Genomic DNA, 13,803 nt, shown 5'->3' on the forward strand with positions numbered 1-13,803 from the left:
GGGCGCTCGGTCCACTGCCGGAGGATTGACGCCACATGACTGTCGCACGTTTTCCCGAGGGTTTCGTCTGGGGGGTCTCGACGTCGGCCTTCCAGATAGAGGGCGGCACGGCCGCCGACGGCCGCGGGCCGTCCATTTGGGACGCCTTCGCCGGCGGCCCGGCCGACGCCTGCGACCATTACCACCGATATCGCGACGACGTACGGCTCATGAAAGACCTGGGAATGGCCGCCTACCGTTTCTCGGTGAGCTGGCCGCGCATTCTCCCCGAGGGCACCGGAAAGGTGAACGCGGCCGGTCTCGACTTTTACCAGCGGCTGGTCGACGCGCTGCTGGAGGCGGGCATAACGCCGTACGCCACCCTTTATCACTGGGATCTGCCGCAGGCGTTGGAGGAGCGCGGCGGATGGCCGTCCCGCGACACCGCCCGCTGCTTCGCGGACTACGCGGCGATCGTCGCCGAGCGGCTCGGCGACCGGGTCGGCACCTGGTTCACCGTGAACGAGCCGTGGGTGGCGGCCTTCGTCGGCCACGGCTCGGGGGTGCACGCGCCGGGCCGCCGGTCGGCCGCCGACGCGTTCCGGGCCGCCCACCACCTGCTGCTGGCCCACGGCCTGGGCGCCCAGGCCCTGCGCGCCGCCGGGGCCGCCGAGGTGGGGGCCGTGCTCAACTTCTCGCCCGTCCTGACGCCCGCCCAGGTCGGCGACTTCGACCGGCCGCTGTCGGAGGAGGACGCCGAGGCCGTGGCCAGGATCGACGCCCTCGTCCACCGGCAGTTCCTCGACCCGATGCTGCGCGGCGCCTACCCCGCCGACCTGCTGCCGGTCATCGAGGAGCACGCCGGGCTCGGGCACGTCCACGACGGCGACCTGGCCGACATCGCCCAGCCGCTCGACCTGCTCGGCGTCAACTACTACGCGCCCGCCGTCGTCCAGGCGCAGCCCGGCGAACCGGCCGACCCGGCCTATCCGGGAAGCGCGGGCGTGCTGTTCAGCACCATTCCCACGGCGGTCACCGCGATGGGCTGGCCGATCGTCCCGAACGCCCTCTCCCTGTTACTGCGACGGCTCACCCGGGAATATCCCGGCCTCGAACTCATGGTCACCGAGAACGGCGCCGACTTCGTCGACACGGTCACCCCCGAAGGCATTCACGACGTGGACCGCGTGCATTTCGTCGAGGAACACCTGAGGGCTCTGCGCGGCTCGGTCGAGGAGGGCGCGAACGTCCGCGGATATCTCGTCTGGACGCTGCTCGACAATCTCGAATGGGCCGACGGCTACCGGCGCAAGTTCGGCCTCGTGCACGTCGACTTCGACACCCAGAACAGGCGGCCCAAGGACAGCGCGCTGTGGTACCGCGACGTGATCAGGCGCAACGGCCTGACCGAGGCCCCGCCCAGACGGCCCACGCTGGAGACCGTGGCCGCCCGCGCCCGCGTCTCCCGGGCGACGGTCTCCCGCGTCGTCAACGGCGAGGCGTCGGTCAGCCCTGAGGTGCGCTCCACGGTCCTCCAGGCCGTCAAGGAGCTCGGCTACGTGCCCAACGCCGCCGCCCGCAGCCTGGTGACCCGGCGCACCGACTCCGTCGCGCTCGTGCTCTCGGTCCCCAGGCACGCCGCCGACCCGATGGTCCCGGCCGTCGTCCAGTACGTGACGAGCCTGCTGGAGGGCGCGGGCAAGCAGATCACCCTCATGCTCGCCGACACCGCCGAGAGCCACCGCCGCATCGTCCGGCACGCCGAGGCGCGGCTGGTGGACGGCGTCGTCCTGCTGCCGCCCGAGCGGGGCGACACCCTGGCCGAACGCCTCTCGCGCACCGGCGTGCCCCTCGTGCTGCTGGGCCGGCCGCCGGTCAGCTCGCTGGTGCCGTACGTGGACGCCGACAACGCCGCGGGCGCGGCGGCGGCCACCGAGCACCTGCTGGCCACCGGCCGCCGCCGCATCGGCATGATCTGCGGCCCGATGGACCTGGTCGCCACCCAGGACCGGCTCGCCGGCCACCGCGCGGTCCTCGAACGCGCCGGACTGCGGCCCAGGCTCGCCATCGGCGACCTGACCCGCGCCTCCGGCACGGCGGCGGCCGGGCAGCTCCTCGGCGACGCCCCCGACCTGGACGCGATCTTCGCGGCCGACGACCGGATGGCGATCGGCGCCCTGCTGGCCGCCCGCGCCGCGGGCCGGCGGGTGCCCGACGACCTGGCGATCGTGGGCTTCGACGACATCGACGCCGCCTCGGCCACCACCCCCGCCCTCACCACCGTCCGGGTGCCGGTCACCGAGCAGGCGCTGGCGCTCGCCCGGCTGCTGCTGTCGCGGCTGGAGGGCAGGAGCACCACGCCGGTCGTCCTGCCCACCCGGCTGGTGGTGCGGGAGTCGGCCTAGACGGAAACCGCGCTTCGCGAAACGGTCGCTTTCTCGGATTCGCTTGACAATTTCCAAAATGGTTGTCCCCTCATCGGCGTATTTTGAGATCGGGAAATTCTGGAAAAGTCAACGGCGCTTTTCGTTTGTCCCGTCTCCGGCGGGCGTGATAGTAAATCGGGCGTCAATCCTCGCCATTCCGGGAAGGACCACGCCATGAACGAGCCATCGGCCGACGTCGTCTGGAGCGTCGACCGTCGCTGCACCAACTGCGACACCGCCCGGCAACTGGCCCCGGAGCTCATCGCCGAGGTCGCCGGCCGCTCCACGGTCGTCCGCCAGCCGCGCACCGAGACGGAGGAGCGGGCGATGCACGCCGCGGCGTTCGCCTGCCACACCCGATCGATCCGGCGCGGCACGCGCGGACCGGACCCCGCGCTCGATCCCTTTCCGCTGCCGCTCACGGAGCACGTGTACCTGTGCGGCCACAATTCGCCGCACACCGCCGGCGCAAACGCCTATCTGCTGCGCCGGCCCGCCGGAAACCTTATGATGATCGACACGCCGCGCTGGAACGACTCCCTGGCCGCGCGGTACGCCGCGGACGGCCCGATCACCGACGTGCTGCTCACCCACCGCGACCACGCCGCGCACGGCCGCCAGTACGCCGACCGGTTCGGCGCCCGCCTGTGGATCCACGAGGGGGACCTGACCGCCGTCCCGGACGCCGACCGCGTTCTCCGGGGAGAAGAGCCGGTCGAGATCGCCGACGGCGTGACGGCCCACCCGCTGCCCGGGCACACCGAGGGCAGCGTGCTGTACGTCGCCGACGAGAGGTACTGCTTCAGCGGCGACAGCTTCTACTGGTCCAGGTCCGCCGGGGACCTCGCCGTTGCCGAGTCGGTCACCTGGTACTCCATCACCGTGCTGGCCGCGTCGCTGGCCCGTACGGCGGCGCGGATCCGCTTCGAATGGCTGCTGCCCGGCCACGGCGACCGCAGGCGGCTGCCCGCCGAGGAGTTCGCCCGCAGGATGCGCGACCTGGCCGGGCGTACCGCGGAACTCGGGCCCCGGCCGATCGACTTCTCCGCGCTGCGCTGGTGAGCCGGATCCTGGCGGCGTGCGGCTTGATGGGGGAGGATCGGCGGCAAGAGCCACATACGGCAGATGGAGCGGGAAAGTGTCCGAAGGGCCGAAAACCGGACAGGTGCCTGAGTTCGGGCGCGCCTCTTCGCACGATGCCCATGAGCACACCGTCGAGCGGATCAGAGACGTGACCCGCGGCGGCAAGGTCGTGCTGGAGGGGGGCGGCGGCGTGGACACCGCCTTCCGGCAGCTCTTTCCCACCACCTACGACCTGGTCGTGGAGCATCCCGAGGGCGAGGAGACCGGCGAGGACAAGGAGCCGCGGGTGCGGCTCTCCTAGATCCGGCGTTCGAACAGGCGTGGGAAGACCTTGGACACCTTCGACAGCAGGTACTCGCCGTAGGTGCCGGTGAAGTCGACCTGGCCGTCCCACCGCTCGCCGGCGGCGTAGGGGAGGGGCGGCACCACGCTGTCCCATCCGGGGTCGAAGAAGAACGGGTAGCTCAGGCGCTCGTTGCCGCTGCGGTTGCGCACGCGGTGCGGCGTCGAGCGGTAGCGGCCGCCCGTGAGCTTGTCGAGCATGTCGCCGATGTTGCAGACGAACGTGCCCGGCAGCGGCGGCGCCTCGATCCAGCCGTCCGCCGTCCGGACCTGGAGGCCGCCGTTGGCGTCCTGGAGGAGGAGGGTGAGCAGGCCGTAGTCGGTGTGCTCGCCCACGCCCCAGGTCTCGTCGTCGTCCGGGGGCGCGGGCGGGTAGTGGAAGATCCGGAACAGCACGGTCGGGTCGGCGGTGTAGCCGGTGCGGAAGTAGCCCTCGTCCAGGCCGAGGCTGAGCGCCACCCCGGACATGACCGCCTGCGCGACCCCCGTCATCGTGTCCAGATAGGCGAGCACGGCCGCCCGCAGCTCGGGCACCTGGACGGGGAACTGGTTGGGGCCGTGCAGCGGCAGTGGGCCGGGCGGCTGCTCGGCGCCGAAGTAGACGCCCTCCTTCAGGTCCGGCCGCCCCGAGGTCAGCTCGCCGCCCACCGGGAAGAAGCCGCGCCAGGCCGGGCCGCCGCGGTCCATCGAGATCTCGTCCTTGACCTCCTCGGGCAGCGCGAAGAAGCGCCTGGCGGCGGCGTCGAGCCGGTCGAGGAGCTCCTGCGGCACGCCGTGCCCGCGGACGTAGAAGAAGCCGCTGTCCCGGCAGGCCGCGCCGATCGCCGCGCCGACGGCCTGCCTGTCGCCGTTCGGGGTGTCGCTGAGCAGTGGGGAGATGTCGATCACCGGCAGTTCGCGCACCGTCTCATTGTTCCCCAGCCCGGCCACGGCGTACCCGGGGGCGGCGAGCCGGGCTCTGGGCACGCTCACCGCCCCCGAGGAGACCCCTGAGAGGGGTCAGGTCGTCGAGAAGGTGAACCAGTTGACGTTGACGAAGTCGGCGGGCTGGCCGCTGCTGAAGGTCAGGTAGACGGTGTGCGTGCCGGTCACCCCGCTGATGTTGGCGGGGACCGTGCGCCAGCTCTGCCAGCCGCCCGTACCGGCCAGCGCGAAGTCGCCGATCGGCGCGGCGGACGGGCTGTCCAGCCGCACCTGCACCAGCCCGCTCACACCGGCCGCCGCCCCCGACGCCACCCTGGCCTTGAACTGGAGGGCGGGCGTGGAGCCGAAGTTCACCCCGTCGTACCGCAGCCAGTCGCCGTTGGCGATCGCGCCGACGTTCTGGCCGCCGCCGGTGTCGGTGGTGGCTTCGACGATGGTGCCCGACTGGGCCTGGTAGCGCTCGGCCTGGATGGTGGAGCGCGCGTCCACGCCGCCGGGGACGGTCGGGGTCGCCGTCGGGGTGGAGACCGTGCCGCTCTGCCAGACGGCCACGTAGTCCACCAGCAGCGGGTGCCCCGGGACGGTCGCCGCCGTGGGCGTGCCCGTGCCGGCCAGGGCGTTGGGGAACGCGCCGCCCATCGCCAGGTTGAGCAGCAGGAAGTAGCCGCCGTGCCCGGTCATGTTGTTCCAGGTGGTGGCGTCGAGCTGGTTCTGGCTCACGCTGTGGAACTGCTGGCCGTCGACGTACCAGCGGAGCTGGTTGGGGCTGGCGGCGCGGTCCCACTCGAAGCGGTAGGTGTGGAAGGCCGACTGGCAGGACGAGCCGGGGCAGGCCCGGCTCGCGCCCAGGCCGGTCGTCTCGTTGCACGGCCCGCCGGGGCTGACGCCGCAGTGGAGCACACCCCACACGGAGTTGATGCCGTTGACGTTCTCCATGATGTCGAACTCGCCGATGCCCGGCCAGTTCCAGTAGTTCCCCCGGTACGGCGCCCCGAGCGCCCAGAACGCCGGCCAGTAGCCGAGCGCCGCCTGACCGGTCACGTTCGGCATCTGGATCCTGCCCTCGATCCGCAGGACGCGCCCGGCGGCCGGCTTGAAGTCGGCCCGCCTGGTCTCGATCCGGGCCGAGGTCCACTCGCCCGAGCCGCTGCGCAGGGGCGTGATGCGCAGGTTGCCGGAGCCGTCGAGGCTGACGTTGGACGTGCTGGAGGTGTAGTTCTGGATCTCGCCGGTGCCCCAGTTGCCCGGCCCGCCGGGGTAGCCGTGCCCGGTGTCGACGATCCACTCGGCGGACGAGGGCGGCGTGCCCGCCGAGCCGTTGAAGTCGTCCGACCAGACCAGCGACCAGCCGGACGGCGTGGACGGCACGGACGCCGAGGCGCTGACGGCCACTTTGACGAGCAGACCGGTGAGTGCCACGAGCACCACCGCCACGGCCACCAGGCGGCGCCTGCGCCGGATCTCTGTTGTCATCCCTGCTCCATGGGGGGTGTGGAGTCGAGCGAGAGAGCGCTCTCTTGAGGCGACGAAAACACGCCCTTGACCGCCTGTCAATATGGGAGAGCGCTCTAGAACAGATCGACGGACGACGTGCCCGATCTTCTGGGCGCGGGCGGCCGCGCCGGGCCCGGACGCGAAACGGCGGCCACCGGCGCCCTGGTCGGGAGCCCGTGACCGCCGTCGTGTCCGGAGGGGGAGGTGGCCGCTCAGCCCTTCTCCGCCTCGCCGGTGGCCTGTTCGAGCGCGTCCTCGGGCGAGGCCTCAAGGTCCTGCTCGGCGTCGGCACCGGCCTGCGCAGAGGCCTTGTCCAGGCGCACCCAGCTCGTCACGCTCTCCACCGCGAACAGCACGAACAGGTACGCCGTCAGCACCGCGAGCACCGGCGTCAGCCAGCCCAGCGCCGCGCCGACACCGATGATCAGCAGGCGCAGCTCCCAGCCGAGCCCCGCGTGGAACACCCACGCGGGCGGCCAGATGCTCTGCCGGGTGCGGTAGACGGTGTCGTAGGTGTGGTAGCCCACCACGTAGACCAGCACGAACAGCAGCCACTTCGGCGCGCCGGCGGCCAGGCCGATCGCGATCATGGCGAGGAACTCGGTGCCGCGCAGCAGCGGCGGGGTGAGCCAGTCGAAGCGGCCCAGGTGGTCGCGCGGCGCGGTCGGCAGCACGAGCAGCAGGGTGATGGCCACCGGCACGAGCAGCAGCGGCCCCTTGTCGGGCAGGCCGATGACGGTGACGGCGATGACGGCGAGCAGCGCCACGAGCGTGGCTGGCACGGGCGGCAGCCCCTTGCCCAGCTTGCCGGAGAAGGCGTGCACGAGCGGGCCGTCGTCGCGGTAGGCGAGCAGGCGGGCGGTCTGGATGCGGCGGCGTTCCTCGTCGGGATCCGGCGTGGGGGTGGCCATGGCCTGCGGTTGAGTGATCATACGAGCGACCTCATGAGGCGTCCGGTGAGGGTGTAGGCGGCGGCGACGGAGCCCCAGATCACGAGGGTGAGGAAAGTGATCCGGGCGTCGAAGAGGGCGGCGGTGATCGCGATGGCCGCGAACCGCTCGCCGATGGGGAACACGATCATCTTCCGCGCCCAGTGGACCGCGCGGAACTTGCCCGCCCTGGTCCACATCTTGAGCACACCGCGCACGCCCTGGCTGCGCTCGGCCTTGCGCCGCTCCAGCGCCCTGCGCAGGTCGCGGTCGTCGGGGGCGTCGAGCGGGAGGGTGGGGAGCTGCGCGGGCGGCTTGCGCCGGTTGGAGATGCCGAAGGAGAAGTCGAGCAGGTGGCGTACGGACTGGAGCCCGATCGCGGCCAGCGCCAGGATCCAGATGTCGTCGCCGTTGCCCGAGACGACCCAGCCGACGGCCAGGCCGGCGAAGACGACGTATTCCTTGAAGCGGTCGAAGGTGGCGTCGAGCCAGGCCCCCAGAACGCCGAACTTGCGGGCGTACCGGGCCACCTGACCGTCGACGCAGTCGAAGACGAAGGCGAAGTAGATCAGCAGGCCGCCGGCGATCATCCACGGCCGGTCGCCGGTGGCGAAGCACGCCGCGGCGGCCACGCCGAGCGCGATCGAGATCAGCGTCACCTGGTTGGGCGTCAACCCGCGCCGCGCCGCCCAGCGGGCGATGAAGCGCGAGTAGGTGGAGACGAAGTACGTGGTGAAGAAGCCGTCGGCGCCCTTGACCGCGTTGTTGAGCCGGGCGCGGTCCTCGTTCATGCCGGCCATCTCGGAGCCGGCCTCGTTGACCTCCTCCTGCGTGCTCACCCGGCGGTAGAACAGGTCGCGGCGACCACGCACGCCGACCGACACGCCGTTGCGCACCAGGCCGAACACCAGGAGCTGGACGAGGTCGTCGTCCTGGCCGAAGCGGTCGGCCATGAGGGCCAGCTCGCGGCAGGTCTGCGCGAGCACGGGGGCGTTGCGGGCGCTGAGGTGCAGCGGGCCGAGCACCACCGCGTTGGGCCTGGTCACCGCGTGGTTGGCGGTGCCGACCGACACGACGCGCGACTTGCCGACGCGGGCGCGCACCGGCAGCCCTTCCAGGCGGCCGTAGCCGATCTCCGGGTCGGCCTCGTCGATCGGTACGGTGTCCTCCTGCGCCTCCTCGGTCACCTCCAGACGCGGTTCCTTGGCCACGAGCGCCAGCGCGCCGCGCTTCGCCTTGGTGATCTGGTAGATCAGCTCGTCGTGGACGACCGAGTTCTGGGGGATGATGAAGAGGCTCTCCGTTGCCGAATCTGCGACGTCGGCCAGGGCACGCAGGGCGGCGGCCACGTCACCGGTCTCGATCGTGGCGGGCCGCGGGTCATAGGAAGCGAGCTGGCTTCGCAGCCGCTCGGCCACGGTGGGATTGCCGGGCAGCGCGGCCAGCCTCAGGCCGGTCGGAGAGGTGTCGGGGCCGGGCGAAGAGCCCAGCAGGACCACGCGGGTCATGACTCCCTTTCGAGGCAGTAGCGGGGGGTTGAACAACGGGTGATGCGGGGACAGACGTCAAAGTCTAGTGACGGCAGGGCAAAGTCGCGTCACCCCAGCATGCCCGGAACATGCCTCGCGTGCGGCCGTAAGATGGGCAAGTGAGTCTCTACCGCGACGAAGGCGTCGTCCTGCGGACGCAGAAACTCGGTGAGGCCGATCGCATCGTCACCGTTCTGGCCAAGCGCACCGGCAAGATCCGGGCGGTGGCCAGGGGCGTGCGCCGCACCAAGTCGCGCTTCGGCGCGCGGCTGGAGCCGTTCACGCACGTCGACCTCCAGCTCCACACCGGCCGCACGCTCGACGTGATCACGCAGGCGGAGACCATCAGGCCCTACGGCGAGGCGCTGGCCGTCGACTATCCCCGCTACACCGCGGGCAGCGCCATGCTGGAGACGGCCGACCGGCTGACCCACGGCGAGAAGGAGCCGGCGCTGCGGCAGTTCCTGCTGCTGGTCGGCGGCCTGCGCACGCTGTCGGAGCGCGTCCACGAGGCCAGGCTGGTCCTCGACGCGTACTTCCTGCGCTCCTTGGCGGTGGCGGGCTACGCGCCCGCGCTGGAGGCGTGCGCCAAGTGCCAGGCCCCGGCGGTCAGGGCCTTCGCCATCGTCGCGGGCGGCGTGGTGTGCGGGGCGTGCCGCCCGGCGGGCTCGGCGGTGCCGGCGGGGGAGACGATCGGGCTCATGACGGCGCTGCTGCGCGGCGACTGGGCCACCGCCGACGCCTCGGAGTCGCGTCACCGCAGCGAGTGCAGCGGTCTGGTCGCCGCGTATCTGCAATGGCATCTCGAACACGGAATACGCTCTCTGCGACACGTCGAAAGGGAGCATGCGTGAACGTCCGGCCTCCGACCCCTCATCCGTCAGGCGCGACCCCGCCGCCGATCCCGCGTGACCTCGTGCCCCGGCACGTCGCCGTGGTGATGGACGGCAACGGCCGCTGGGCCAAGGCGCGCGGCCTGCCGCGCACCGAAGGGCACAAGGCGGGCGAGGCCTCGCTGTTCGACGTCATCGAGGGGGCTCTTGAGCTGGGCGTCCCGTACCTGAGCGCCTACGCCTTCTCCACGGAGAACTGGAAGCGCTCGCCCGACGAGGTGCGCTTCCTCATGGGCTTCAACCGCGACGTCATCAGGCGGCGGCGCGACGAGCTCAACGCCATGGGCGTCCGGGTGCGCTGGGCGGGCCGTCCCGGGCGGCTGTGGAAGAGCGTGATCTCCGAGCTGCAGAGCGCCGAGCAGATGACCGAGGGCAACAGCAAGCTGACGTTGCAGTTCTGCGTCAACTACGGCGGCCAGGCGGAGATCGTCGACGCGGCGGTCAAGCTGGCGGCCGACATCGCGGCCGGGCGGGTCAAGCCGTCCAAGGTGAGCGAGAAGGTGTTCGCCCGCTACCTCGACGAGCCGGAGATCCCGTCCGTCGACCTGTTCCTGCGCTCCTCCGGGGAGCAGCGTTTCTCCAACTTCCTGCTGTGGCAGTCGGCCTACGCCGAGATGGTCTTCCTCGACCGGCTCTGGCCCGACTTCGACCGCCGCGACCTGTGGGAGGCGTGCGAGATCTACGCCAAGCGCGACCGCCGCTACGGCGGCGCGATCCCCAACCAGGTCACCGGCGCCTAGCTGATCCCGGGTTCACCCCTGCCGACCTGCCGTGCTGGACGGCGACTATACGCTGATATAGCGTCCTACTCGTTCGGGTAGTCAACTGTACGAGCGAACAGTCACGAGGCAGATCATCATGAGCGACGCCATCTCGGTGGCCGGACTCGTCAAGGCGTACGGCCGGACCAGGGCCCTCGACGGGCTCGACCTGAGCGTGCGCACCGGCGAGGTGCACGGTTTCCTGGGCCCCAACGGCGCGGGCAAGAGCACGACGATCCGGATCCTGCTCGGTCTCGCGCGGGCCGACGCGGGCAGTGCCCGCCTGCTCGGCGGCGACCCCTGGCGCGAGGCCGCCGAGCTCCACCGCCGCCTGGCGTACGTGCCGGGCGACGTCACGTTGTGGCCCGACCTGTCCGGCGGCGAGGTGATCGACCTGCTGGGCCGGCTGCGCGGCGGCCTCGACCGCGGGCGCAGGAAGGACCTGCTCGACCGCTTCGGCCTCGACCCGCGCAAGAAGGGCCGGGCCTACTCCAAGGGCAACAGGCAGAAGGTCGCGCTGGTCGCGGCGCTCGCCTCCGACGCCGAGCTGCTGCTGCTCGACGAGCCGACCTCCGGGCTCGACCCGCTCATGGAGGAGACGTTCCGGGAGGTCGTCAGGCAGGAGCGGCGGCGCGGCGACCGTACCGTGCTGCTGTCCAGCCACGTCCTGTCCGAGGTCGAGGCCCTGTGCGACCGCGTCACGATCGTCCGCGACGGGCGCGCGGTGGAGAGCGGCACCCTGGCCGGCCTGCGCCACCTGACCCGCACCACCGTCCACGCCGAGCTCGACCGGCCCGCCGAAGGGCTGGCCGGGCTGCCCGGCGTGCACGACCTGCGCGAGGAGGGCGGCCGGGTGCGGTTCGACGTGGATGCGGACGCGCTCGGCCCGGCCCTGCGCAGCCTGACCGCGGCGGGCGTGCGCACCCTGGACAGCCGGCCGCCCACGCTGGAGGAGCTGTTCCTGCGCCACTACGAGGGCGCGGGCGTCCGGCGGGCGGAGGCCGTGCGATGAGCCCCGGCACAGGCGCGCTCGTCCGTCTGGCGCTGCGCCGCGAGCGTGCCGTCGCCCCCTGGTGGTTCCTGCTGCTCGTGGCCATGAGCCTGGCGATGGTCGGCTACATCAACCGGAACATGGGCACCTACGAGCTGAAGCTCGCCTACACCGAGGTCGTCCGCCGCTACGCCTTCTTCCGGGCGCTCGGCGGCGGGGTCGTCGAGCCGCGCCTGGACGTGCTGGCGACCTGGCGCAGCGGCGGCTTCCTCTACGTGATCAACGCGTTCGCCGCCCTGATGACCGTCGTCAGGCACACCCGCAGGGAGGAGGACGCGGGCCGGACCGAGCTGCTGCGCGCGGGCGTGGTGGGCCGCCGCGCGCCGCTCGGCGCGGCCCTGCTGGTCGCCGGGGCGACCAGCCTGACCGGCGGGGCGCTGACCGCCGCCGCCCTGCTGGCCGCCGGCCTCGAACCCGTCGGCACGCTCGCCTACGGTGCCGCCGTCGTGGTGGCGGGCTGGGTGTTCGCGGGCGTCGCCGCCGTCGCCGCGCAACTGGCGCGCGACGCCCGCACCGCCACGGTCATCGGCCTGTACGCCCTCGGCCTGGCCTACGTCCTGCGCTACGCCGCCGACGCGAGCGACCTGCCCTGGCTCAAGGCCCTGTCACCGCTCGGCTGGAGCCACCTGGTGGACGCCTACCGGGACGAACGGTGGTGGCTGCTCGGCGTGTCCGTGTCGGCCGCCGGGGCGCTGTGCGCGGTGGCGTACGCGCTGCTCGGCCGCCGCGACCTCGGCTCGGGCCTGCTGCCGGAACGTCCGGGCAAGGAGGAGGCCCCCGGGTTGCGCGGCCCGGTCGCCCTGGCCTGGCGGCTGCACCGCGGCCTGCTGCTGAAGTGGGCGGCAGGGACGGCGGCGTGCGCGGCGGTGGGCGGCGCGATGGGCCCGCTGGCCAAGGACGTCCTGGCCCGCCCGAGCATCGTGGTCACCGACATCACGACCCTGCTCGGCGTCCCGGCGGCCGACGCCCTCGACGGGTACATGTGGTACTACCTGCTGATCCTGGCCTACGGCATCGCGCTCTACCCGGCGCTCATGATCATGCGGCTGCGCTCGGAGGAGACCTCGGGCCGCGCCGACCAGGTGCAGGCCACGCCGCTGACCCGGGTCCGCTGGGCGGCCGGGCACCTGGCGGTGGCCGCGCTCGGCACGGTCGCGCTGCTGGCGCTGGCCGCCCTCGTCTTCGGCGCCGTGTACGCCGCCCTCCTCGGCGACTTCGCCGGCACCGCGCCGCGCTTCCTGGCCGCCGCGCTGAGCCAGGCTCCGGCGGCGTGGTGCGTCGGCGCGGTCTGCCTGGCGGTCTACGGGCTGCTGCCCAGGGCGAGCGTGCCGCTGTGCTGGGCGGCCTGGATCCTGACCGCCCTGCTCGGACAGGTCGTCGCCCCCTTCTACGGGGTGTGGGGCGGCACGCCGTTCGAGCCGTTCCACTACCTGCCGAACATCATGGCGGGCCGGGCGTTCGGCACGGTGCCGGAGCTGACGCTGCTCGCCCTGACGGCCGTGCTCACGGCCGGCGGGCTGCTCGCCCTGCGGCGGCGCGACGTCGGCTGAGGAACCTGGCCTCGCGGCGGGATCCGGAATTCTGGCACGAGGGTCAGGCTGAGAGCGGGTGAAGGCGGGTACAACCCGTTCCCCCACGATGAAGGAGGGCCGATGATCCCAGGTTGCGGCTCGTGCAACTGTTCCGACGTCTTCGCCACCGCCAAGCCGCCGTGGTGGCAGACGTCCAGCGAAGCACCCTGAATCTCGCGCACCTGCCGCCCGTCCCCCGGTCATCGCGGGGGCGGGCGGTTCGTGTGACCGGGAACGGTCAGGCGCGGCGGCGGGCGCGGTAGGCGGCGACGTGCATGCGGTTGCCGCAGGTGCGGCTGTCGCAGTAGACCCGGGAGCGGTTGCGGGACTCGTCCACGAACACGCGGTCGCAGTCGGGGGCCGAGCAGGTGCGCAGGCGTTCCATCTCGCCCTCCACCAGCAGGTGCGCCAGCGCCACGCCGCAGTCGGCGGCCACGTGCTCGGCCAGCGAGGCGTCGGTGGCGAAGTAGTGGACGTGCAGCGGATGGCCGTCGTGCTCGGTCAGCCTGGGCGTTATGCGCGTCTCGGCGAGCAGCGCGTTGAGCGTGCGCACGGCGCTCGCCACGTCGGAGGCCGTGAACACCCGGTGGAACGCCTCGCGCACCATGCGGACCTGGCCGAGGTCGCGGGCCGTCAGTGCGCCGATGCCGCTGACCTGCCGGGACTCCACGAAGGCCTGCAGCTCGGCCAGGCTGGCCAGACCGTCGTCGCCGCCGGTGGACGGCGAGGTGTTGACCAGGTCGACAACGGTCGCCAAAGAATGCACCATGTCATGGCCAAACGGCATGTTGACTCCTGTCGGGGCCGGTTCTAGCGTGGTC

The 13,803-nt window shown here is 72.1% G+C and carries 12 protein-coding genes; 7 read left to right on the forward strand and 5 right to left on the reverse strand.

From position 1 onward, the window contains the following. Nucleotides 1-35 precede the first annotated feature (35 nt). The 3 genes from ACIHAD_RS22400 (at nucleotide 36) to ACIHAD_RS22410 (ending at nucleotide 3,789) form a co-directional block, all read left to right on the forward strand. On the forward strand, nucleotides 36-2,384 hold the full coding sequence (locus ACIHAD_RS22400) for a GH1 family beta-glucosidase (RefSeq protein ID WP_397356495.1): 2,349 nt from the start codon (nucleotides 36-38) through the stop codon (nucleotides 2,382-2,384). A 195-nt stretch (nucleotides 2,385-2,579) separates the two neighbouring features. Further along, complete coding sequence (locus tag ACIHAD_RS22405) at nucleotides 2,580-3,467, forward strand: MBL fold metallo-hydrolase (RefSeq protein WP_397356496.1); 888 nt, start codon at nucleotides 2,580-2,582, stop codon at nucleotides 3,465-3,467. A gap of 103 nt (nucleotides 3,468-3,570) precedes the next feature. Next, nucleotides 3,571-3,789, forward strand: a complete 219-nt coding sequence (locus ACIHAD_RS22410) for a hypothetical protein (protein ID WP_397356497.1) — start codon at nucleotides 3,571-3,573, stop codon at nucleotides 3,787-3,789. Here ACIHAD_RS22410 and ACIHAD_RS22415 read toward each other — a convergent pair. The 4 genes from ACIHAD_RS22415 to ACIHAD_RS22430 form a co-directional block, all read right to left on the reverse strand. Next, nucleotides 3,786-4,802 carry an isopenicillin N synthase family dioxygenase gene (locus ACIHAD_RS22415; protein ID WP_397356498.1) on the reverse strand — a complete coding sequence of 339 codons (1,017 nt, stop codon included), beginning with the start codon at nucleotides 4,800-4,802 and terminating at the stop codon, nucleotides 3,786-3,788. The two genes, ACIHAD_RS22410 and ACIHAD_RS22415, sit on opposite strands and share 4 nt — an antisense overlap. A gap of 27 nt (nucleotides 4,803-4,829) precedes the next feature. Further along, nucleotides 4,830-6,227 carry a glycoside hydrolase family 16 protein gene (locus tag ACIHAD_RS22420; protein ID WP_397356499.1) on the reverse strand — a complete coding sequence of 466 codons (1,398 nt, stop codon included), beginning with the start codon at nucleotides 6,225-6,227 and terminating at the stop codon, nucleotides 4,830-4,832. A gap of 233 nt (nucleotides 6,228-6,460) precedes the next feature. Beyond that, entirely contained in the window at nucleotides 6,461-7,180 is a 720-nt protein-coding gene (locus ACIHAD_RS22425) for a DUF5941 domain-containing protein (protein WP_397356501.1), read from the reverse strand. Then, on the reverse strand, nucleotides 7,177-8,685 hold the full coding sequence (locus ACIHAD_RS22430; RefSeq protein WP_397356502.1) for a CDP-alcohol phosphatidyltransferase family protein: 1,509 nt from the start codon (nucleotides 8,683-8,685) through the stop codon (nucleotides 7,177-7,179). The genes ACIHAD_RS22425 and ACIHAD_RS22430 overlap by 4 nt, the downstream gene beginning before the upstream one ends. Before the next feature lie 140 nt (nucleotides 8,686-8,825). Between ACIHAD_RS22430 and recO the strand changes: the two genes are divergently transcribed. The 4 genes from recO (at nucleotide 8,826) to ACIHAD_RS22450 (ending at nucleotide 12,961) form a co-directional block, all read left to right on the forward strand. Continuing rightward, a complete protein-coding gene (gene recO / locus ACIHAD_RS22435) occupies nucleotides 8,826-9,560 on the forward strand; it encodes a DNA repair protein RecO (protein WP_357979377.1) in 735 nt (244 codons plus the stop codon). Beyond that, complete coding sequence (locus ACIHAD_RS22440) at nucleotides 9,557-10,339, forward strand: isoprenyl transferase (RefSeq protein WP_397356503.1); 783 nt, start codon at nucleotides 9,557-9,559, stop codon at nucleotides 10,337-10,339. Before recO ends, ACIHAD_RS22440 begins: the two co-directional genes overlap by 4 nt. Nucleotides 10,340-10,457: 118 nt before the next feature. Beyond that, nucleotides 10,458-11,372 (forward strand): ATP-binding cassette domain-containing protein, encoded by a 915-nt coding sequence (locus ACIHAD_RS22445; protein ID WP_397356504.1) that lies wholly within the window; start codon nucleotides 10,458-10,460, stop codon nucleotides 11,370-11,372. Continuing rightward, complete coding sequence (locus ACIHAD_RS22450; RefSeq protein WP_397356506.1) at nucleotides 11,369-12,961, forward strand: ABC transporter permease; 1,593 nt, start codon at nucleotides 11,369-11,371, stop codon at nucleotides 12,959-12,961. The genes ACIHAD_RS22445 and ACIHAD_RS22450 overlap by 4 nt, the downstream gene beginning before the upstream one ends. 259 nt (nucleotides 12,962-13,220) lie before the next feature. On the opposite strand, the gene ACIHAD_RS22455 is transcribed toward ACIHAD_RS22450, so the two are convergent. Next, a complete protein-coding gene (locus ACIHAD_RS22455) occupies nucleotides 13,221-13,748 on the reverse strand; it encodes a CGNR zinc finger domain-containing protein (RefSeq protein WP_397356769.1) in 528 nt (175 codons plus the stop codon). Nucleotides 13,749-13,803 lie beyond the last annotated feature (55 nt).

This window comes from Nonomuraea sp. NPDC052265 (genome assembly GCF_044547985.1).
Taxonomy (GTDB): Bacteria; Actinomycetota; Actinomycetes; order Streptosporangiales; family Streptosporangiaceae; genus Nonomuraea.